Genomic DNA, 20047 nt, shown 5'->3' on the forward strand with positions numbered 1-20047 from the left:
TTAGTAATATTTTGTCATTTCTATGAAAGCATCGGATTGTCCGTTGTCATAGTCCTGATATTTTTCCTCGATCGCAGCGAAATATTTTTTAGCATCAGCATTTTTCTTAAGTGCCAAAGCCAACATTCCTGCTTTTTTTGTGAAATAATAAGATGTGTAGGCATCATCAGAAGCTGAAGACGCTTTATCTGCCAATGCAAGCGCATCATCGGCTTTGTTAAGGTTTGAAAGACAATCTGCCATTGCCCCATATTTCAGAGCAACCAAAACTTTGTTATCTGAACCGAATTTGTCCAACAGATCGTAAGCTTTCTGATAATTTCCTTTTTTGAATTCTATCAATCCTGCGTTGTAAGCAGATAATTTGCCAGCTTTTGTTCCGCTGTATTCATCATAAGTTCCGATGAAACCAGGATTTGCAACAGATTTCCCGCCAAGAGCAAGGTCTTCTTTTCCATCGGCCAGGTTTTTCTGAGCGGCAAGATAACTTTTCGTAGCTTCCTCATTTTTAGGACCAATAATAAATTGCTGATATCCGAACCACCCCAAAACTGCAACGATTAGAACTCCAAATGCGATGCTGAGTGCTTTTGCATTTTTTTCCAAAAATGACTCGATATTAAGTGCTTCTTTATCAAGGTCTTTGAAGAATTCTACTGTTTCTTTTCCTTCTTGTTCGTGGTTTTTGTTATGCTGGTTTGCCATAATTTTTTTAATAATAGAGTGCAAATTTAATGTTTTCCTTTTGATATGCAAAAACTTCTTTTTCTGATGGTTAAAATATTTTAATATTTTAGAATAGAATACACTTCTGAATCAAATTTTTTGAGCCTTTCCACACCATTCAGGTCTTTCAAATCAATCAAAAAACTGAATTGCGCAGGAATTGCACCTTGTTTTGAGATCAATTTCGCTGCAGCTTCCGTAGTTCCGCCAGTTGCCAAAAGGTCATCATGGATCAAAACGCGTTGCCCCGGCTTCAGATGTCCGGTTTTCATTTCGATTTCGGCAGAACCGTATTCCAGATCATATTTTTCTCCAATGAAAGGGGGCGGAAGTTTTCCTGCTTTTCTAATTAGAACGAAAGGAACGTCCAAAGCAACAGCAATCGCAATCCCGAAAAGATAACCTCGGCTTTCGATGCCACAGACAACATCAATCTTCCCACGACTGAAATCAGCCAGATCAGCGATTACTTCTTCATACAATTTTGGCTGAAGAAAAATCGGGCAAATATCCTTGAACTGGATTCCCGGAATCGGAAAGTCCGGAATATTATCTATCGTTTCTTCTAATTTCTTTATCAATTCTGCAGATGCCATCTTCTATTTTTAATTGTTGATTTTGTAAGTTGTGATTTTCCAGTTGTTGTTAACGGCTTTCAGTCCGTAAGTAACATTCAGAGAAGTGGTTTTCCCGTTCTTATCAGTAACATCATAAGTTACGTTGACGTTGGCTGAATTATCTTTGTTATAAGGAACCGCAATATTTTTTACGCTTATATTTTTAACTGAGCCGAAACCGGAATTCGGATTTGAGAATTTGTCATAAGAACCCCAATTAGGATTTTCCGAAGCATCATAAGCCGCTTTAAAATTCTGAGAGGACAGATTATTCAGGAATTTTGTCACAGTCGTTTTTGGGTCCGCAGTCACTTTTGCCGGAGCCGGTGGAGGCGTAACAGTTTCTCCAGTTTGAGGATCAACTTGTGGCTCAGGAACTTGAAGCGAATCCGAAACGACAGGAGCTGGCGGCGTGTAAAGCGCTTTTCCATTCACAGGAATTCCCATTTTAAGCATTTGCAACAGCTTTTTGGTTGTTTTTACGGTAAGTTTGATATCGATCTTTTCTTCGAAGATCTTTTCTTTTGGAAGTTTTGAATACATAATTGTAAATCCTCTGAAGGCCGGGTCTTGCATCAGATTTTTCGAAGTAGATATTTTATTTCCGCCACTTGAGATCTCCATAACAGTTTCTAGTGCTGCGCCTTCAAAGTCAACTTGTTTACCATTATTGTCAACCAATTGCGGAACAACGATCAATCCTTTTGAACCTGTTAAACTATCACCAGCTATATTTCTCACAACAATATTAAGTGCAGCCGCATCGATATCGTTCGGGTCTTTCTCAGAAGCCACTTCATTTCCAAAGATGTTCATTTCGCCCAAACTTGGCGGAGCTGTACTACTCCAATCAATCCCATTTTTTTGTGCAACCTGGTCTGCCAAGGCAAAAATCTCTGCCGTCTTTTTCCCATCAAGCAATTTTCCGAGTGCCGCAATTTCAGCAATATCTCCTTCAGCTTCTACACCGAAGGTTTTCAATATATATAAAGCTTCATTGAATTTTACTTGCTTCAAAGTCGGCAAGCTGGAAGCCATATCATTGATACTTTCCTGGAAGCTTTTGCGACTGCTCCCGTCAACACTTGTTTTTTTGCAACCCACCATCAGAATCAGTAAAGTTGCTAGCAGACAGTATTTTATAAATTTCATTTTGTGTAAGATTTATTTTTAAAAATAAGGAATATGTTTGATTTGAAACGCCTTATATCAATTAATATGCAAAATTAAATTTAAAATTCAGAATTGATCGATTTTTCAAAGAAAATTAAAAAAAGTAACTTTACGCAAAATTAAAGTGGATGCGGAATAAATTAGTAATCGATATTCATAGTTTTTCTTATAAAAAAGGAGGGATTCCAAAAGATAATACAGACAACGGAGGTGGTTTCGTTTTCGATTGCAGAGGAATTCTAAATCCTGGTAGGATTGAAGAATATAAAACACAAACAGGAAATGACATTGGCGTTCAGGAATTTTTAGAAACTAGAACAGAGATGCCGAGTTTCTTAAAATCAATTCATGATCTTGTTTCTATAAGTATCAATAATTATCTGGAGAGAGGCTTTGAAAATCTCCAGATCAACTTCGGATGTACCGGCGGACAACACCGTTCTGTTTATGCGGCTATCAAAACGGCAGAATTCATTAGGAAAAACTTCCCGGATGCGGAAGTAATAATCCATCATGATGAACAATTGCAACTCAATTTGTCATCGGCTTCTAGCAATTAGTCTTTTGCTGTTAGCTTAAAATCCATTATTTTAAAATTGATGAGCGTATTAATCATTCATCCATTATTATTTATCGTTTATAAATATGAAAGCATTACTATTTGCTGCGGGAATGGGAACCCGATTAAAACCTTTTACGGACAATCATCCAAAAGCTTTGGCCAAAGTGAATGACGTTACACTTCTGGAAAGAAACATCAAGTATCTGCAGAGTTACGGCATCAATGATTTCGTCATTAATATCCATCATTTCGGAGGGCAGATCTTGGCTTTCCTGGCCGAGAATGATAACTTCGGTGCCAATATAGAAATTTCAAACGAATCAGAAGAACTTCTGGAAACCGGTGGCGGATTGCTTTTTGCCAAACGATTCCTTGAAAATGAGAAGACATTCCTAATTATGAATGTTGATATTCTGACCGATCTTAATATTTCCAATTTTGTAAAACTCCACGAACTCAAAGGTGGGATGGTAACTTTAGCAGTTTCGGACAGAGACAGTTCCAGAAAACTGATGTTCAATGATAAAATGTTCCTGAAAGGATGGAGGAATCTTTTGACCAATAAAAAAACTGTGGTTGGCGGAATTTTCAAATTACGAGAGTTGGCTTTCAGTGGAATCCATTGTGTAAATTCTGAGATTTTTGGAAAATTGACCAGAACTGGAAAGTTTTCTATTATGGACGAATATATGGATTTAATGAAAGAAGATATTATTGTAGGTTATCAACACACGGCTAATTTGATCGATGTTGGTAAGCCAGAATCTATTGTAGAAGCAGAAAAATTATTCAGATGACACAACAGGACGAAGAAAAGAGATTACACGACAGTCTGAGACAAAAAACCTGGGACGAGACCATCACCAAAGACAGCTGGATGGTTTTCAGGATCATGTCTGAGTTTGTAGATGGTTATGAGAAAATGGTTCGCATTGGACCGTGTGTTTCCATATTTGGTTCAGCTAGACTAAAAGAAGACAGCTATTATTATAAAATGGCTTCCGATATTGCCAAAAAAATCACGGAAATTGGATTTGGAGTGATTACCGGAGGCGGTCCGGGAATTATGGAAGCCGGAAACAGAGGAGCCCAGGGAAACGGAAAATCCATCGGATTGAATATTGAGTTGCCTTTTGAGCAACACTTTAATCCTTATGTTGATAAAGGTTATAATATCAATTTTGATTATTTTTTCGTTAGAAAGGTAATGTTCGTTAAATATTCCCAGGGATTTGTAGTGATGCCCGGCGGATTTGGCACTTTGGATGAGCTTTCTGAAGCATTGACTTTGATTCAAACTAATAAAATCGGGAAATTCCCAATTGTATTGGTAGGAAGCGAGTTTTGGAGCGGACTGTTGAATTGGTTTACAGGTACATTGCTGAAAGAAGGATTGATCGCAGAGCAAGACCTGTCGCTTTTCCGAGTTGTAGATACTGCAGAAGACGCGGTTGAGCATATCAAATCTTTTTATGATAAATATTCGGTAAATGTTAATTTCTAATGTGTGGCATATAATTTGAGCATATATTTGCAATAAAAGTTATTTAATTTTATAAAAATGAAAAAATCTATATTTATATTATCTCTGGGAATTTTACTAATAAGCTTTTTTAGTTTCAAAGACCTTGACTTTTTTTCGTCTATGACAAAAGTTGATTATATTGACGGAACCAAAACTTTGAAATTCACTACAAAACTCAATACCTCCCATGTTTCTCAGGCCGTAAAGATCGACCCTAATACAGCAGGATTTGAAGCAGAAGTGAAAAAATATGTGAACAACAATGTGGATGTGGCTGTAAATGGTGCTCCAAAAAGCTTGACTTTTACAGGCAGCCAAGTGAACGGAGAGTCTGTCTGGGTTTATTATGAGGTAGGAAATGTTTCTGACATTTCAAGCCTTAAAATAAGAAACAGTATTCTTATCGGACAATTCCCAAAACAGGTCAATATTATGAATATCACTTATAAAGGTAATCTGAAAACGGTCAATTTCCAAAAGGGTAAGGAAACCGCAGAAGTCACTTTCTAAAATATAAATCGGTCAAATGGCCAATTTTTTTATGCTAAAAATCTAATGACAATTCGTGTGATCCATGTGTAATCCATCTTTGGAATGGTTCACATGCAAAGCGTCGGATTGTGGAGAAACGTATGGGATCCCTAATTCCAAACCTCTTAAAACAAACAAACCGCCAAGAATAATCATCATTACGGGAATTACTTTTAAGATCTTTACCCGGAAAGCGGTTGTTATAAAATTTCCCAAGAAAACAATTGCGAACATAAACGGGAAAGTTCCCAATCCGAAAAGGAACATAAAGAATGAACTCTGCCAGATTCCGCCAGCGGCTAAAGAGGCGGTCAAGGCCATATAAACCATTCCGCAAGGCAAAAAACCGTTTAATATTCCTGTGGCGAAACGATATTTGTAATCAGGGCGTTGAAGGATTTTTCCCAACTGCATTTTGACTTTCAGCAAGGCTCTTGAAATGAATGGGATCTTTGTTGCAAAATCTTTTCCTCCAAATGACGAAATCGCCATTATAATCAATAGAATCCCGACAGAAACCGTCAGATATTTTTGAAAACCAGCGAATTCAAAACTCTGTCCGATGATTCCCAAAACTGCGCCCAGAAAGGAATAAGTCAAAATCCTTCCGAATTGATAAGTTAGATTCTGAAGATAGAAATTAGCTTTCTGGTTTTTGGACAATCCCATGGAAAGCGCAATAGGCCCACACATACCAATGCAATGAAATCCGGATGCGAATCCCAATCCAATTGCAGATATGATGAGTGCTACTTCCATAAGATATCGTAATCTACCTGATATGGTTTTTTATTCTCTGTCCATTTTAGTTTTAGAGTATAAGAACCTTTAGAAATTACTTTTTTAGGAATTAAGAAAACATTATGTTGTAAACCGACTTCTTTTCTGACATCCAAGTTAGAATCGTCCGTACGAAACAAAACGAAATTCACTTTGTTCTCATCCACTTTTATAGTTTCCGGAAAAGATATCATCATACCTTCCGAAGTTGCTTTATATTCGGGGACTTTTTCAAGCTTAGCTGCATTTTCTTTTGCATCGATGATGTCTTGGTAATGAAGCTCTTCCTCGTAATAATTATTTGAAATCATTTCTGCATTCTGTTTTCCCATCGGAAAAATGAATATCAGAAATAATATGAAAAGGATGAAACAACCTAGTGCGATCATTAACCCGTGTCCCCAATTTAGATTTTTCATTTTTGAATATTTAAAATTGAAACTTGAACGGCCCTTCAAAATAAGTTTTGTAGGAATCCAATAATTCGCCGTTCATATCGTAAACGCCCAACTCCAGATTTTGTTTCGACAGTTTGATTTGACTCTCTGGGAAACTTACAGTTATAGTTCCTTTTATCATTGCATCTCTTTTCAGAACAATTTTATTTGACGCCGAACTGGAAGATATCTCTCCATTGGCAGGCTCAATGATTTTAATAATGACAGTTTTGTTCTCGTTGGACTTATTAAGGAAGGTATAATTATAAGTATTGTTGATCTTTCCGTCCCTTACAAAGAAAGTTGACCCTGGAGGTTTCAGGAATTTAGCCTCCATTTCCCCTCTATTGTAGAGTAATCCACCCAAGAAAACAACAAGCGCTAATAACACTACGGAATAAGCTTTCATTTTTCCTGAGAAACTGAATTTCTGCTGTTCCTCGATCTCTTTTTCAGAAGCATAACGAATCAATCCTGTCGGAAGTCCAACTTTTACCATTACTTCATCACAAGCATCGATACAAGCCGTGCAGTTCACACATTCCATTTGCAGACCGTCCCGGATGTCAATGCCGGTTGGGCACACTACAACGCATTGTTTACAATCGATACAGTCACCTTTCCCAACCTGTCTTCTGTCTTCGCCTTTTTTCCATTTAGCTCTGTTCTCCCCTCTTTTATAATCGTAAAAAACATTGATGGTCTCTTTATCAATCAATACACCTTGTAATCTTCCGTACGGGCAGACCATTGTACACACCTGTTCTCTGAACCAGGCAAATACAAAGTAAAATGCGGCCGTGAACATGATCATTACCAAGAAATTGGTAGGCTTGGCAAAGGGTCCTTCCTGCATGATACGGAAAACTTCTTCATAACCTACAATATACATAAACATGATGTGGGTGATGATGACTGAGATCAATAAGAAAGTGAACCATTTCAAAGAACGTTTCCATATCTTTTCAGTATCCCAAGCCTGATTGTCAAGTCTTATCTGTTTGTTTCGGTCTCCTTCAATAGCATATTCTATTTTACGGAATATCATTTCCAAGAAAATAGTTTGCGGACAAATCCATCCACAAAAGATCCTTCCGAAAACAACTGTGAAAATAATAATGAATATTAATGATGCAATAGCCCCTAATGCCAGAATAAAGAAATCCTGAGGATAAAAAGGCTGACCGAAAATAAAGAACTGGCGTTCTATAATATTGATCAATAAAACAGGATTACCATTGAATTTCAGAAACGGAACCGTAAAATATATTGCCAGTAAGAGAATACTTACAATAACTCTGTAATTGGTATATTTTCCTTTAGGTTTTCTTGGAAACACCCATTTTCTCTTACCGGTATTATCCATTGTCCCTACAGAGTCTCTGAATGTTTCAGCTTCTACTACCCAGCTTTCTGCCTCGTTGTATTTTTTTTCTGTAGTACTCATATCATTTAGATAAAAAAAGAGATTGTCCCGAAAATAAATAGTAGCTATTTATTCTCAAATATCATTCCGAAAGAACGATATTTTTGACAATCTCTTTTGTATGTATTATTTCGATTTTTCCCAATGTGCCTCTGTTCCCTGAGGAGCAGCACCACCTTGTGCAGGTGTGATAGGAGCCTGTTCTTGGTTGATATGATAGACATAGGCTGCCACATTTTGCATATCAAATCCGGAAACTACACCATTCTTACCCCAAGCCTGCATCGTAGGGTTATTTTTACTACCATTATCAACCATATAGAATACATTTTTGAATAATGTCTTCTCTGGTTGGTTGATCCAAAAATTGTCAGTCAAGTTAGGACCAATACCACCTTTTCCACCTTCACCGTGACAAGACACACAGTTGGTTTCGAAAACAGCTTTACCAGCTTCTACGTTATCTTCTGAGAAAACTGCAGTCTCCAGAGTCGGCTGAGTTACTGTTGCCATATAATCATTGATAGCAGCAGTCTGTTCTCTGTACTCTTGCTCATATTCTTTGTAAGGATGAGCGAAATCTGTCAAGAAATATGAAGAAACATAAAGTACACAATATGCACAACCGAAGTAGAAAAGCCCTAACCACCATTTTGGAAGCTGATTGTCAAGCTCCATGATCCCATCGAATCCGTGGTCGATAAGGATGTCTTTTTCTTCTTTTTCAGATTGACTTTTGAAAGCTCCGTTCCAAAGATATTGGAAATAAGGAATCTTTTTATCAGCAAGGTAAGTTGCTTTTTCGGCATCTGTTAATTTTTTGAATTTCTCATTCTCGATCAAATCTCCAATAGCATTCTGAATAAAAACAACAATGATACTGATCAACGCTGTTCCTAAGAAAAATCTGGTAGATAGAAAATCCGATGTCTGCGAGAACATATAGAAAACTACAAGTAATAATCCTAAAACGATTAGAATATTAATATAAACAGGTGTTCTTCTTTTCATTATTAAATATCTTTTTTAATTACAAAGTGAATTTGTCATCGTCGTGGTCTTTTTCCAAAGGCGCATTTTCTTCTTCACTATAATATTTCTTAGGTCTGTTGATTACGATGTAAACCACAACCACAAAAAATAGAATGAAGATGATCATTGCCAAAGTTTGGAAGAATCCTGCGTTTTCCACATTGGAGACGATGTCTTTAAAACTTTGCGGAATCATTTTATTTTTTTAATATTATTAATTACTAGCTGTTTTTATTTCTGTAGTCTTGATATCCGTACCCAATCTTTGCAGATAAGAAATCAATGCTACGATTTCTCTCTTCTCAAGTGGAACGAATTTTTCTCCAGCTTTCTCTTTGTTAGCTTTAGACTCAGCAAAAGATTTCTTAACGTCATCAGCTTCAGAGAATACATTCTTCACGATAGCACTTGCCTGGTTGTTCATCCAAGTATCCATAGAATCAATCTGAGCTTTTGTATAAGGAACATCGAAAGTGTTCTTCATCAATTCCAACTTAGCTTTAGATTTACTTCTGTCCAATGTGTTTTCAATCAGCCAAGGATATCTAGGCATAATAGAACCTGCGGAAGTTGACCTTGGGTTGTACATATGCTTGAAGTGCCAAGAATCCGGTCTTACACCGCCTTCTCTCTGCAAATCCGGCCCGGTTCTTTTGGAACCCCAAAGGAAAGGTCTGTCATAGATGAACTCTCCAGCTTTTGAATACTGTCCATTCTTACCATTGAATCTTACAACTTCATCACGGAAAGGACGAATCATCTGTGAGTGACAAGCGTTACAACCTTCTCTGATGTAGATATCCCTACCTTCTAATTCTAGCGGAGAATAAGGCTTAACCGCAGAAATTGTAGGAACGTTTTCTTTCACAAATATTGTAGGGAAAATTTCCAATGAACCTCCAATTGCCAAAACTACGAATGAAAGTATTGATAAATAAAGAGGGGTTCTTTCTAACCAAAGGTGGAAAGTTTCTCCTTCTTTTCTTCCTTTTTTTACGTTAGCTAAGGCTGGTGCTTCTGCAGAAACTTCTTTTTGGAAAGAGCCTTTTCTTGCTGTTGCAATCAAGTTCACAACCATAAGAACAGCGCCGGAGAAATATAATAAACCTCCAACAAATCTCATTTTAAAATAAGGGAGAATTGCTGTTACAGTATCTAACCAGTTTTTATAAACCAAAGTTCCGTCCGGATTGAATTGTTTCCACATCAAACCTTGTGTAAATCCTGAAATGTATAATGGAACTGCGTAGAAAATAATCCCGAATGTCCCTAACCAGAAATGCCAGTTAGCTAATTTTACAGACCAAAGTTTGGTTCTCCACAAAATCGGAACTAAATAGTATATAACACCGAATGCCATAAATCCGTTCCATCCAAGTGCACCTAAGTGAACGTGACCAATTACCCAATCAGTAAAGTGACCAACTTTGTTAACAGTTTTAGTCGCCAGAAGCGGACCTTCGAAAGTTGCCATACCATAGCAAGTTACAGCGACTACAAAGAATTTAAGAACCGGATTTTCTCTTACTTTGTCCCAAGCCCCTCTCAAGGTCAAGAGACCATTCAACATACCTCCCCAAGACGGAGCGATAAGCATAATAGAAAAACCTGTTCCTACTGCCTGAGCCCAAGCTGGCAAAGCAGTATATTGTAAGTGGTGAGGACCAGCCCAGATATAAACGAAGATTAATGACCAGAAGTGGATAATTGATAGTTTGTATGAGAAAACTGGTCTGTCAGCCGCTTTTGGTACGAAATAATACATCATCCCAAGAACCGGAGTTGTCAAGAAGAATGCAACCGCATTATGACCATACCACCATTGTACCAATGCATCTTTAACACCCGCGTAAGCCGAATATGATTTCCATCCTGTGAAAGACAATGGAACTTCTAAGTTGTTGAAAATGTGAAGCATTGCAACTGCAACCCAAGTCCCGATATAGAACCAAATTGCAACATATAAATGCCTTACTCTTCTAATTGCAATTGTAGCAAACATATTGAAACCAAATACCAGCCAAACCAAAGTGATCAGGATATCAATTGGCCATTCGTGTTCTGCATATTCTTTTGAAGTGTTGATACCCATAAAGAATGTAATTACCACAGAAACAAGCATCAGCTGCCATCCCCAGAAGTGAATCCAAGATAATGTGTCACTCCACATTCTTGTTTTTAATAATCTTTGGATCGAGTAATAGAATCCGGAAAAGAAACTGTTACCAACAAATGCGAAAATCACAGCACTTGTATGCAGCATTCTAATACGTCCGAATCCAAATGCACCTTGAGAATTGATCAAACCTTGCAATCCGCCACTTCTAAGCGTGTTGATCGTTGTGTCATCTGTTCCCAAGAAAAATTCAGGTAATTCAGGATAAAATAATAACAACGCGGCAGTAAGTCCCAATAAAAAACCTACCAATCCGAAAACAACCGTCGCAATAAGAAAAGCGCGAACAATCCCGTTGTCATAACTAAACTTTTGTGTTTCCATATCTACAAATAGCAATTATTCATTTTCATTTTTAGGAGTTTTCGTCTCCTTGTCTGTCTTCACCTCGTCATCAAAAAGAATCCTGACTGCCGGCGATTCATCGTCTTCAAACTGCCCTTTTTTAGCTCCAATAATAAAAATTATTAGAAAAATAACAGCTAAAGAAACGCTGCAGATAATCATCAAATAGAGAATCTCCATACCAGCCGCAAATTTAAGATAAAACAGTCGTCAAATTTAGTGAAAATTACTGACTTTGGTCAGAATGATAGAAATATGGATAATTTATAATCACTCTAAATAAAAGCGTTCTAAATCTTTATTTTGAAATATTTGGAACTTCTGAGCCAAGTCGAAAGTGTCGTGAACGTTACAACGGTTACAGAGCTGAGAGGCATAAAAATCGCTGCAAAAAGTGGATGCATATGTCCGGAAACTGCGAAGCTGACTCCAATGACATTATAACACAAACTGATTATGAATGTGATTTTTACAATCGTAATTGCATCTTTTGAAAGTGCTAAAAATTTGTCAAGTTCCGGGATTTTCTCGCCATTCATAATCACGTCCGATGAAGGTGTAAAAGAATTGCTGTCATCCGAAATTGCAATTCCGACATTACTCTGTTTTAAAGCTCCGGCATCATTCAATCCGTCGCCAAGCATCGCTACTTTTTGTCCTTTGTCCTGAAGTTCTTTGATGAAGTCCAGTTTGTTTTCCGGAGTTTGATTGAATTTCATCTCAGAAACATTAGGAATGAGTTTTTCGAGAATTGGTTTTTCTGAAGGATTATCACCACTTAAAATATTGATAGCGTAATTTTTTAGGTTTTTGAAAAGTTGGGAAAGATGATTTCTGTATTCATTTTTAAACGTGAATTTTCCAATGAAAGTCTCATTTTTCTTGATGTAAACTGCAGTTTCCAGATCCTGGGATTTCTCTCCGACAAAACCTGCAGAACCAATTTTGTAATTAATTCCTCTAACTTTTGCCCGATAACCTTTTCCTGAGATTTCCTCAAAATCTTCCACTTCAAAATAATCATCATTCACTTCGATAAAATTATAAAGCGACTTGGAAAGCGGATGGTTTGAGTTTTTAAGTAAAGATTTAATATTTCTCAAATCAAAATCCTCAATTTCGCTACCTATAAAATTGATATTCGATTTCTTACTTTCTGTAATAGTTCCGGTCTTATCAAAAACCAATGTGTCAACCTTAGCTAGCCTTTCAATAGTTAAAGTGTCTTTTACATAGAAGTTATTTCGACCAAGAATCCTCATAATATGTCCGAACGTAAATGGCGCGGATAAAGCCAAGGCGCACGGACAAGCCACAATCAGAATCGCAGAAACGACTTGGAACATTTTTTCCGTATCGATTCTTGACCAATAAATCCCTGCAAACAATGTGATTCCTAAAATGATGAATGTGAAATATTTACTGATTGTATTCGTCAAAGTATCAAGGCCGGTGTCCATTTTCTTGAAAGCTTCTTTGTTCCAAAGCTGTGTCAGATAACTTTGGTCGACACTTTTAATTACTTCAAGTTCCAGAATCGAACCTGTTTGTTTTCCTCCGGCAAAGATTTTATCGCCAGGTTTTTTAGAAATATGAGCAGATTCACCTGTGATAAAACTATTATCGATATTCCCTTCGCCTTTAATCAAAATCGAATCCACGGGAATGATTTCCTGATTTCTGACCATAATCCTGTCACCAACTGCCAAATCTGAAAGCAGAATATTCTCCTGTTTTCCGTCAAAATCAATTTTTGTTACCGCAATCGGGTAAAAAGATTTGTAATCCCGGTCGTACGAAAGTGTGTTGTAAGTCCTTTTCTGAAAGGTTTTTCCCAATAGCATAAAGAACAACAATCCACAAAGCGTATCGAAGTAACCCGGACCATAATCTGTTACTACTTCATAGACACTTCGTCCATAAAGCACGAATATTCCTAAAACAATCGGAACATCGATGTTGATGATTTTATTCTTCAAACCGTACCAGGCGGATTTATAATAATCTGAAGCCGAATAAAACACAACTGCTGTCGCTAACAGAAATAAGATAATTCTGAATAGATGTTTATATGAATGAAACCAAACGTCATCGCCTGAAACATATTCCGGAAAACTGAAAAACATTCCGTTTCCGAAAGCAAATCCTGCAACTGCCAATTTTATCAGAAGACCTTTGTCCAATTTGTCGTGCTTTTTTTCGGCAGTTTCAAGGTTGATGATTGGTTTGTATCCAAGATTCGTCAGGAATTTTGCCAATTCGCTTAGTTTCAACTCCTCTTCTTTAAAAGAAACCTGAAGCGTTTTTCTTGTGAAATTAACCTGAGAATATTTGATTTTGCTATTGATCGTATGAAGACTTTCTAATAACCAAATACAAGAAGAACAATGAATCACCGGGATTTTGAAAGTCACAAGTGTAGTTCCGCCTTCGGAGAAATCTACAACTTTGGTGAAGATCTCCGGTGTGTCCAGATAATCGAATTGTGAATTATTCTCGTTGCTTGGTCTTATCCCGGAACGTTGGTTGATATTGTAAAAATTATCAAGGTTGTGAAAATTCAGAATCTCGTAAACGGATTGACAGCCGTTGCAACAAAAGATTTTGTCGTCAAAAAGAAGGCGTTCTTTGTCGATTTTCTGACCGCAATGAAAGCATTGTTCTGCCATTAAAAAGTTCTCAGATATTTGGATTGCAAAATTACGTCAAAAATCTTGGTATGTAGTGTTAAAAAGTCTTATTTTTGCTGACAAATGTCATAGGTATGTCTCTTGAACAACAATTGGTTATAGAAGAAAATTTCTCAAAAGCATTTAATCGCGAATCCTTGAAGGAAAGTTTAAATTCCGAGGATTTCGAAGTTTACAACAATGCGCTCAAAGTTCTGGAATTCTCAAAAGGTGATGTCGTTTTCGACGATGGCGAATCGCCCAAAGGTGTTTATTTTATCGAAAAAGGAACGGCCAAATTATCAAAATCAGGTGTTTACGGTAAAGACCAGATTCTTAGATTTTGCAAAGAAAATGATTTAATAGGCTATCGTTCATTACTTTGCGGTGAGAATTTCCAAGCGAAAGCGGAAGCTATGACGCCAATGAAAGTTCAGTTTTTGCCTTCTGATGTTTTCTTAAAATTATTGGAAGTTGACCCAAAATTATCTTACGCAATGCTTCAAAAAATTGCTTATGAATTGGGTGAATCTGCAAACACAGTGACTTTCCTTGCTCAAAAAACAGTAAGAGAAAGATTGGCAGAGATTCTTATTTTGCTGGAACAAAAATTAGGCACTGACCCGGAAGGTTTCATCAAGATCTCTTTAACAAGAGAAGAAATTGCCAACCTGATCGGTACTGCAACAGAAAGCGCAATCCGATTGATCTCCGAATTCAAACAAGATGATTTGATTTCTGTAGAAGGTAGAAATATCAAAATCCTTAACAGAGAAAAATTGATCAAGCTTGGTCACGTGGTGATATAAACGATAAAAGATAAGTGATGATTGATTCCAATCATCATTTTCATTTTTAATCATTTATCACTTAAATTATCATTAATAATTCTTATGTCTGTACATTCTGAAATTAAAAAAATCACAACTGAGACCTTACGAAAAATGAAATTCGATAAGGAAAAGATCACAATGCTGACGGCTTACGATTTTACAACTGCAAAAATGGTTGACGCCGGTGGTGTTGATTCAATTCTAATTGGAGATTCTGCGGCAAATGTAATGGCTGGTCACGAAACCACTTTGCCGATTACACTTGACCAAATGATCTATCATACACAATGCGTTGTTCGTGGTGTGGAAAGAGCTTTGGTTGTAGCAGATTTGCCATTCGGAACATATCAGAGCAATCCTGAAAAAGCTTTGGATTCTGCGGTGAGAATGATGAAAGAAGGTGGCGCTCACGCGATTAAAATAGAAGGCGGAAAAGAGATTGAAGAATCTATCAGGAAAATTGTGAATGCAGGAATTCCTGTTTGCGGGCATTTGGGTTTGACGCCTCAAAGTATCTATCAATTCGGGACTTATAAAGTACGAGCGAAAGAAGATGCGGAAGCTGAAAAATTGATCTCTGACTGCAAATTGTTGGAAGAACTCGGATGTTTTGCAATTGTTTTGGAAAAGATCCCTGCAGCATTGGCGAAAAAAGCGTCGGAAAGCATTTCTATTCCTACAATCGGGATTGGAGCTGGCCCGGATTGTGACGGACAGGTTTTGGTTTATCACGATATGGTTGGGATGAATCAAGGTTTTTCTCCGAAATTCCTCAGAAGATATCTTGACCTTTATTCTGAAATTACCGGAGCAGTCTCTCAGTATGTGAAGGATGTGAAAAATGCTGATTTCCCAAATGATAAGGAAAGTTATTAAACTTTAAAAATAAACCACAAAGGTCGCAAATTAATGTATATTTCTTTTGTGACTTTTGTGGTTAAAATAATAAGAATGATTTCTAAAATTCTTACAATTCTATTTTCTGTTCTATTTCTATTTTCCTGCACTTCACAGAAAATGAAGTATGGAACTAAAACTGAATTTCACGATAAAGCCGATTCCTTACAATCATTAGCCAGAATCAAATACGTAAAGAGTTTGGATTATTCTGATTTCAAAGCGGGGAAATTTGATAACGGAAAAATAGCTGTGAACTATCGTTTTCTGAAACCAAAGAAAGTTGAACAGAATAAAAAATATCCTTTGGTTTTAGTATTTCACGGTTCAGGAGCAATTGGAACTAATAATACCTCGCAAATGGGCGTTTTGTCTAAGATGTGGCTTCTTCCTGAAAACAGAGAGAATTATCCTGTTTATGTTCTGTCTCCGCAATTTCCCGTTCGTTCGTCCAATTATCATCTTGATGAAACCAGAAATGTCAAAGTTTCTGGATCTAATGAATATCTGGATCTGGTTTTAAAGTCCATTGATTCATTAGTTATTAATGAAAGTATTGACCGAGACAGAATCTATGTGATGGGATTCTCAATGGGAGGTGCAACAACTTCTAATGCGATTTCCAAAAGACCGGACTTATTTGCGGCCGCAATCAATGTTTCGGGAATTTCACAATTTGATAAAATGGATGAACTTCTGAATATGCCGATTTGGATTGTTCACGGAAGTCTGGATACAGATAATTTTCCTCAAAGTAATTTCAAGTTTTTCGATGAAATGAAATCCAAAGGCAAAGTTTTTCTTTGGGAATATAAAGACAAATATCACAACAATATTTTGTCCTCAGAACTCGTGGACGAAATCCCGAAATGGCTGCTGAAGCAGCATAAGGAAGTTTAAATATTTTTATTAATTTTAATAAAACATTTAAAAACACAAAAATGGATTATCGTGCAGAATTAGAAATTTTACTTGATGACGAGAATATGAAATTCGAAACTTGGCTTTCTCGTTATCCAATCCAAGAATGTCCCAATTTGATTCTCGAATATAAAAAAGTTATGCAGAAATATGCCATTGAAATTGGAGATTTCAAAAGCTTAGAGGAGTTACAAGAATTAGATGAATTGGCAGATAAAATCGAAAATTTCACTATTGATACATATGCCGCGAAACAGGAAAAATTCGATGAAATAGAAGCTTTGAAAAGGAAAATAGAAGCCATGAAAGAATTGTTTTTAAAAAGTGATTCTAAAGAAATATCTCTTTCCGATGAAGTGCTGACTGACTTACGAGAAATTGTGAAGTATTTAAAAAGCCATGGCTTATATGATGAAGAAATGTGGAAACCATTAAAACATCTGCTTTAATATTACTAATTAAAAATGAATCGAAGTTTTTCTGAATCCCAAATCGTTTACGAAGACAACCACATGATGGTCATCAACAAAAAAGCCGGACAGCTTGTTCAGGGCGACAAAACCGGTGACTTATCTCTGCTGGAATTGATCAAAGATTTCATCAAAAAAAGAGATGATAAACCCGGTAATGTTTTTCTGGGCCTGGTTCACAGGATCGACAGGCCAACTTCCGGATTGGTTATTTATGCCAAAACATCCAAAGCACTTTCCCGATTGACTCAAATGGTTAAAAATAGGGAAGTTAAAAAAACATATTGGGCCATTGTTGCTAAGGAAATTATTCCGAGTTCGCAAAGATTGGTCCACTACCTCAAGAAAAACGAAAAAAATAACAAAGCGATTGTTTATCCAAAAGCGACAGAAGGTGCGAAAGAATCGATCTTGACTTATAATTTGATCAGGACCTTGGACAATTATCTTCTTTTGGAAGTTGATCTGGAAACAGGAAGGCATCATCAGATCCGTGCGCAACTTTCGAAGATCGGAGTTCCGATCAAAGGTGACCTGAAGTATGGTTCGCCACGTTCCAATCAGGATGGCGGAATTTCTCTTCATGCCAGGAAGCTTGAATTTATACATCCTGTGACCAAAGAAAACATAGAAATTACGGCACCAGTTCCGCAGAATGATGCAGTTTGGAGAGCTTGCGAAGAATAAACAAAACCCGAAAGAAATCCTTTCGAGTTTTTAATTTTTATAAAGTGGACGTTTCTTCTTTTTTCTCCTGATTCAGCAAGTTTGGAGATTCTTTCGCCAACTTGTTTTTTGTCGGGATCTTGTAATTGAATGAAAGACCAAAATTTCTAGTGTCATTTTTGTTGCGAATAAAAACATTCGGAATTGCATTAATTGTCCTCAGATTCGTTTCATTGGTATTGAAAACGTCGTTGGCAAACAATGTAAGCGTCATTCTGTCATTATTGAATTTTCTTGACAAGGATAAATTCAATGTATTATAAAATGATTTGTTTGGGTAGAAAAAATCGCTGTTCCCTTTTGTTAAATAAGTGTAATTGGCAATAAATTTCACACCAAAGGGTAAAATAAATTGTCCCGTCACATTATAGGTCCAATAACCTTTGGGATCAATAACCTCATCAATTTGCTGTAATTGATATGACCCATATAGAAAGATAAAACTTACTTTGTCTGGATTCATATCCATTTTCATGATCTCTTTGAACGGCGTATTGAAAACAGCTAACGGGATCGGGAATCCAATATTGAAATTATGCGTTTTCATACGGTCAATATTATCACTGGTTTGAGAGATCACATCTCCAGTTCTGGAAACTTTTTGTACCACCTGATTTTTTGCGTTGGTGAAATTATAACCAATGAAAGCATAATTCAAGGCACTTAATTTAATTTCGAAATTATCGAAAATGGTTGGCTGAAGATTTGGGTTTCCCGAATAATCGATATTGTCATTGCTGTATCTATTGTTGTTCGGGTTTAGGTTAGCAACGTTGGGTAAAGTGATCTTCTTGTTGTAATTGATATTGAAGGAAGCTATTTTCGGAATAATGTTGTATTGCACACTTGCATTTGGAAACAGTTTGAATTTTTCAAAAGATCTCAAATGATCATAATTTCCGTTATCTGGATTTAGGCTTGTTCCGTTGATGTTGTAATATTCTCCACGAAGACCGAGGACAAAATCCATTTTTCCCTTTGTTGCGCTGGCCTCAGAATAGAATGCAGTGGTTTTGCTTTTGTAATCCAGGTTTTCAACATTAAAATTTTCCGCAGTCAGTTCCAATTGGTCGTAATAAGCACCCAAACTTATTTTTCCTTCGTCTAAAATTTTAATGGGCTGGGAGTAATCCACTCTAAAGTTATATACATTTTGGTTTGAACCGTTATTCAGAACGTTTTTCATTTCTGAAGGTAGAGGCAAAACATCCTGGCTAGCCTGTCCAAAATCATTATTGAAGTTGGTATAAGCCCCTTTGAATTCTAATTTTTTGTTTTTATCATCAAATTTTTTCTGATAAGTTGCCGTGATTTCGTTTCGGGTGTTGCTTTGATCCGTTTTGTCCTTAGTAGTTGATTCTTTTCCCTCAAACAAAGAGTAACCGTCAACATAGCGGTCCGATGAACCAAAAGTCAGATTATAATTCAACAGCAAACGGTCTTGTCCAACATCAAATGTAAAAGCACTTCTCAAATATTGATTACGGTTATAATTATCATTGTACAGTCTTGATATTTCATCAATAGTAGATCTGGTTTCGCTTTCGTTGTAAGACTGCCCGACATTTAACTGCCAGCCAAACCATTTATTTTTTGAGTTGAGCGTTAAACTATTATTGAATTTACTTCTGAAATGTTCATAATTGCTAAAACGATAACCTCCTGCATAGGTTGCAGATAGATACGATCTCGCATTTCTGCTGGTAACGATGTTGATGATCGCACCACCAGAAGTTGCCGGAAATTCTGCGCCAGGCTGCGTGATGATCTCTATTTTTTCGATGCTGTTTGCAGGAAGCCCTTCCAGGTAAGCCGTTAATTGCGTACTGTAGATATTCAAAGGTCTTCCGTCCATATAAACATCCAGAGCTTTTCCCTGGTAGACCATGCCTGCCACTTCAGAAACAACCAAACCGGGGATTTTTTGTAATCCTTCTAAGGTATTACCGGAATTAAGATGTGGCTGCTCCGAGAAATCATAGACAGTTCTGTCTGCTTTTTGTTCAACGGCTTTTTTAGTTTTGGTGATCGTTACTGCTTCTATTTGTTTTTCTTTGTCGTCTTTTTCTTTTTTAGGAGTTTCCTGGGCAAAGTAAATTTGACCTAAAAATAAAACAGAGATCGGAAGAATAGATTTTACTTTCATAGTTTAGTTTGTAATTGATTAGACTTCCAAAACTTGGATTTGTTACATCAATAAA

At 36.8% G+C, this 20047-nt stretch carries 21 protein-coding genes; 9 read left to right on the plus strand and 12 right to left on the minus strand.

Annotated elements, in window-relative coordinates; all coding sequences use genetic code 11:
• The 3 genes from K319_RS0108895 to K319_RS0108905 all read right to left on the minus strand — a co-directional run bounded on the left by K319_RS0108895 (nucleotide 1) and on the right by K319_RS0108905 (nucleotide 2495).
• Nucleotides 1–705: a YfgM family protein gene (locus K319_RS0108895; RefSeq protein ID WP_027383346.1), complete on the minus strand. Its 705-nt coding sequence runs from the start codon at nucleotides 703–705 to the stop codon at nucleotides 1–3.
• Nucleotides 706–785: 80 nt separating this feature from the next.
• Entirely contained in the window at nucleotides 786–1322 is a 537-nt protein-coding gene (locus K319_RS0108900; protein ID WP_027383347.1) for an adenine phosphoribosyltransferase, read from the minus strand.
• 9 nt (nucleotides 1323–1331) lie between these two features.
• A complete protein-coding gene (locus K319_RS0108905) occupies nucleotides 1332–2495 on the minus strand; it encodes an NTF2-like N-terminal transpeptidase domain-containing protein (protein ID WP_027383348.1) in 1164 nt (387 codons plus the stop codon).
• Between the two features lie 149 nt (nucleotides 2496–2644).
• On the opposite strand from K319_RS0108905, the gene K319_RS0108910 reads away from it, so the two are divergent.
• The 4 genes from K319_RS0108910 (at nucleotide 2645) to K319_RS0108925 (ending at nucleotide 5113) form a co-directional block, all read left to right on the plus strand.
• Nucleotides 2645–3076 carry a RapZ C-terminal domain-containing protein gene (locus K319_RS0108910; protein ID WP_027383349.1) on the plus strand — a complete coding sequence of 144 codons (432 nt, stop codon included), beginning with the start codon at nucleotides 2645–2647 and terminating at the stop codon, nucleotides 3074–3076.
• Between the two features lie 85 nt (nucleotides 3077–3161).
• Nucleotides 3162–3875 (plus strand): nucleotidyltransferase family protein, encoded by a 714-nt coding sequence (locus tag K319_RS0108915; protein ID WP_027383350.1) that lies wholly within the window; start codon nucleotides 3162–3164, stop codon nucleotides 3873–3875.
• A complete protein-coding gene (locus K319_RS0108920; RefSeq protein ID WP_027383351.1) occupies nucleotides 3872–4582 on the plus strand; it encodes an LOG family protein in 711 nt (236 codons plus the stop codon). Before K319_RS0108915 ends, K319_RS0108920 begins: the two co-directional genes overlap by 4 nt.
• 57 nt (nucleotides 4583–4639) lie before the next feature.
• Nucleotides 4640–5113, plus strand: a complete 474-nt coding sequence (locus tag K319_RS0108925) for a DUF6702 family protein (protein WP_027383352.1) — start codon at nucleotides 4640–4642, stop codon at nucleotides 5111–5113.
• 42 nt (nucleotides 5114–5155) lie between these two features.
• Here K319_RS0108925 and K319_RS0108930 read toward each other — a convergent pair whose 3' ends face one another.
• The 8 genes from K319_RS0108930 to K319_RS0108965 all read right to left on the minus strand — a co-directional run bounded on the left by K319_RS0108930 (nucleotide 5156) and on the right by K319_RS0108965 (nucleotide 13999).
• Nucleotides 5156–5893: a sulfite exporter TauE/SafE family protein gene (locus K319_RS0108930; protein ID WP_027383353.1), complete on the minus strand. Its 738-nt coding sequence runs from the start codon at nucleotides 5891–5893 to the stop codon at nucleotides 5156–5158.
• On the minus strand, nucleotides 5884–6333 hold the full coding sequence (locus tag K319_RS0108935; protein ID WP_027383354.1) for a FixH family protein: 450 nt from the start codon (nucleotides 6331–6333) through the stop codon (nucleotides 5884–5886). Before K319_RS0108935 ends, K319_RS0108930 begins: the two co-directional genes overlap by 10 nt.
• Nucleotides 6334–6343: 10 nt before the next feature.
• Nucleotides 6344–7798, minus strand: a complete 1455-nt coding sequence (gene ccoG, locus K319_RS0108940) for a cytochrome c oxidase accessory protein CcoG (protein ID WP_027383355.1) — start codon at nucleotides 7796–7798, stop codon at nucleotides 6344–6346.
• 105 nt (nucleotides 7799–7903) lie between these two features.
• Complete coding sequence (locus K319_RS0108945) at nucleotides 7904–8788, minus strand: cbb3-type cytochrome c oxidase N-terminal domain-containing protein (protein WP_027383356.1); 885 nt, start codon at nucleotides 8786–8788, stop codon at nucleotides 7904–7906.
• A gap of 19 nt (nucleotides 8789–8807) precedes the next feature.
• On the minus strand, nucleotides 8808–9005 hold the full coding sequence (locus K319_RS0108950) for a hypothetical protein (protein ID WP_027383357.1): 198 nt from the start codon (nucleotides 9003–9005) through the stop codon (nucleotides 8808–8810).
• An 18-nt stretch (nucleotides 9006–9023) separates the two neighbouring features.
• Entirely contained in the window at nucleotides 9024–11309 is a 2286-nt protein-coding gene (gene ccoN / locus K319_RS0108955) for a cytochrome-c oxidase, cbb3-type subunit I (protein ID WP_027383358.1), read from the minus strand.
• Nucleotides 11310–11324: 15 nt separating this feature from the next.
• The gene (gene ccoS / locus K319_RS0108960; RefSeq protein WP_027383359.1) at nucleotides 11325–11510 is read right to left on the minus strand and encodes a cbb3-type cytochrome oxidase assembly protein CcoS; all 186 of its coding nucleotides are present in this window, start codon (nucleotides 11508–11510) and stop codon (nucleotides 11325–11327) included.
• Between the two features lie 110 nt (nucleotides 11511–11620).
• On the minus strand, nucleotides 11621–13999 hold the full coding sequence (locus K319_RS0108965; protein WP_027383360.1) for a heavy metal translocating P-type ATPase: 2379 nt from the start codon (nucleotides 13997–13999) through the stop codon (nucleotides 11621–11623).
• Nucleotides 14000–14094: 95 nt separating this feature from the next.
• On the opposite strand from K319_RS0108965, the gene K319_RS0108970 reads away from it, so the two are divergent.
• From K319_RS0108970 to K319_RS0108990, 5 genes are all read left to right on the plus strand, one after another.
• Nucleotides 14095–14808, plus strand: coding sequence for a Crp/Fnr family transcriptional regulator (locus K319_RS0108970; protein ID WP_027383361.1), 714 nt, complete (start codon nucleotides 14095–14097; stop codon nucleotides 14806–14808).
• An 84-nt stretch (nucleotides 14809–14892) separates the two neighbouring features.
• Nucleotides 14893–15708 carry a 3-methyl-2-oxobutanoate hydroxymethyltransferase gene (gene panB / locus K319_RS0108975; protein ID WP_027383362.1) on the plus strand — a complete coding sequence of 272 codons (816 nt, stop codon included), beginning with the start codon at nucleotides 14893–14895 and terminating at the stop codon, nucleotides 15706–15708.
• Nucleotides 15709–15783: 75 nt separating this feature from the next.
• A complete protein-coding gene (locus K319_RS0108980; RefSeq protein WP_169712659.1) occupies nucleotides 15784–16629 on the plus strand; it encodes a carboxylesterase family protein in 846 nt (281 codons plus the stop codon).
• Nucleotides 16630–16670: 41 nt separating this feature from the next.
• Nucleotides 16671–17099: a hypothetical protein gene (locus K319_RS0108985; protein WP_027383364.1), complete on the plus strand. Its 429-nt coding sequence runs from the start codon at nucleotides 16671–16673 to the stop codon at nucleotides 17097–17099.
• A gap of 15 nt (nucleotides 17100–17114) precedes the next feature.
• Nucleotides 17115–17807, plus strand: a complete 693-nt coding sequence (locus tag K319_RS0108990; RefSeq protein WP_027383365.1) for an RluA family pseudouridine synthase — start codon at nucleotides 17115–17117, stop codon at nucleotides 17805–17807.
• A gap of 37 nt (nucleotides 17808–17844) precedes the next feature.
• On the opposite strand, the gene K319_RS0108995 is transcribed toward K319_RS0108990, so the two are convergent.
• Nucleotides 17845–19992: an outer membrane beta-barrel family protein gene (locus tag K319_RS0108995; RefSeq protein WP_027383366.1), complete on the minus strand. Its 2148-nt coding sequence runs from the start codon at nucleotides 19990–19992 to the stop codon at nucleotides 17845–17847.
• Nucleotides 19993–20047 lie beyond the last annotated feature (55 nt).

The sequence above is a fragment of the Epilithonimonas caeni DSM 17710 genome (assembly GCF_000426465.1).
Classification (GTDB): domain Bacteria; phylum Bacteroidota; class Bacteroidia; order Flavobacteriales; family Weeksellaceae; genus Epilithonimonas; species Epilithonimonas caeni.

Excerpts from the sequence above, each read along its gene's own strand:
- ccoS (WP_027383359.1), bottom strand. The coding sequence starts at position 11,510 with ATGGAGATTCTCTATTTGATGATTATCTGCAGCGTTTCTTTAGCTGTT.
- K319_RS0108990 (WP_027383365.1), top strand. The coding sequence starts at position 17,115 with ATGAATCGAAGTTTTTCTGAATCCCAAATCGTTTACGAAGACAACCAC.
- K319_RS0108915 (WP_027383350.1), top strand. The coding sequence starts at position 3,162 with ATGAAAGCATTACTATTTGCTGCGGGAATGGGAACCCGATTAAAACCT.
- K319_RS0108930 (WP_027383353.1), bottom strand. The coding sequence starts at position 5,893 with ATGGAAGTAGCACTCATCATATCTGCAATTGGATTGGGATTCGCATCC.
- ccoN (WP_027383358.1), bottom strand. The coding sequence starts at position 11,309 with ATGGAAACACAAAAGTTTAGTTATGACAACGGGATTGTTCGCGCTTTT.
- ccoG (WP_027383355.1), bottom strand. The coding sequence starts at position 7,798 with ATGAGTACTACAGAAAAAAAATACAACGAGGCAGAAAGCTGGGTAGTA.
- K319_RS0108980 (WP_169712659.1), top strand. The coding sequence starts at position 15,784 with ATGATTTCTAAAATTCTTACAATTCTATTTTCTGTTCTATTTCTATTT.
- K319_RS0108965 (WP_027383360.1), bottom strand. The coding sequence starts at position 13,999 with ATGGCAGAACAATGCTTTCATTGCGGTCAGAAAATCGACAAAGAACGC.
- K319_RS0108995 (WP_027383366.1), bottom strand. The coding sequence starts at position 19,992 with ATGAAAGTAAAATCTATTCTTCCGATCTCTGTTTTATTTTTAGGTCAA.
- K319_RS0108905 (WP_027383348.1), bottom strand. The coding sequence starts at position 2,495 with ATGAAATTTATAAAATACTGTCTGCTAGCAACTTTACTGATTCTGATG.
- K319_RS0108950 (WP_027383357.1), bottom strand. The coding sequence starts at position 9,005 with ATGATTCCGCAAAGTTTTAAAGACATCGTCTCCAATGTGGAAAACGCA.
- K319_RS0108935 (WP_027383354.1), bottom strand. The coding sequence starts at position 6,333 with ATGAAAAATCTAAATTGGGGACACGGGTTAATGATCGCACTAGGTTGT.
- K319_RS0108985 (WP_027383364.1), top strand. The coding sequence starts at position 16,671 with ATGGATTATCGTGCAGAATTAGAAATTTTACTTGATGACGAGAATATG.
- K319_RS0108970 (WP_027383361.1), top strand. The coding sequence starts at position 14,095 with ATGTCTCTTGAACAACAATTGGTTATAGAAGAAAATTTCTCAAAAGCA.
- panB (WP_027383362.1), top strand. The coding sequence starts at position 14,893 with ATGTCTGTACATTCTGAAATTAAAAAAATCACAACTGAGACCTTACGA.
- K319_RS0108900 (WP_027383347.1), bottom strand. The coding sequence starts at position 1,322 with ATGGCATCTGCAGAATTGATAAAGAAATTAGAAGAAACGATAGATAAT.
- K319_RS0108910 (WP_027383349.1), top strand. The coding sequence starts at position 2,645 with ATGCGGAATAAATTAGTAATCGATATTCATAGTTTTTCTTATAAAAAA.
- K319_RS0108945 (WP_027383356.1), bottom strand. The coding sequence starts at position 8,788 with ATGAAAAGAAGAACACCTGTTTATATTAATATTCTAATCGTTTTAGGA.
- K319_RS0108895 (WP_027383346.1), bottom strand. The coding sequence starts at position 705 with ATGGCAAACCAGCATAACAAAAACCACGAACAAGAAGGAAAAGAAACA.
- K319_RS0108920 (WP_027383351.1), top strand. The coding sequence starts at position 3,872 with ATGACACAACAGGACGAAGAAAAGAGATTACACGACAGTCTGAGACAA.
- K319_RS0108925 (WP_027383352.1), top strand. The coding sequence starts at position 4,640 with ATGAAAAAATCTATATTTATATTATCTCTGGGAATTTTACTAATAAGC.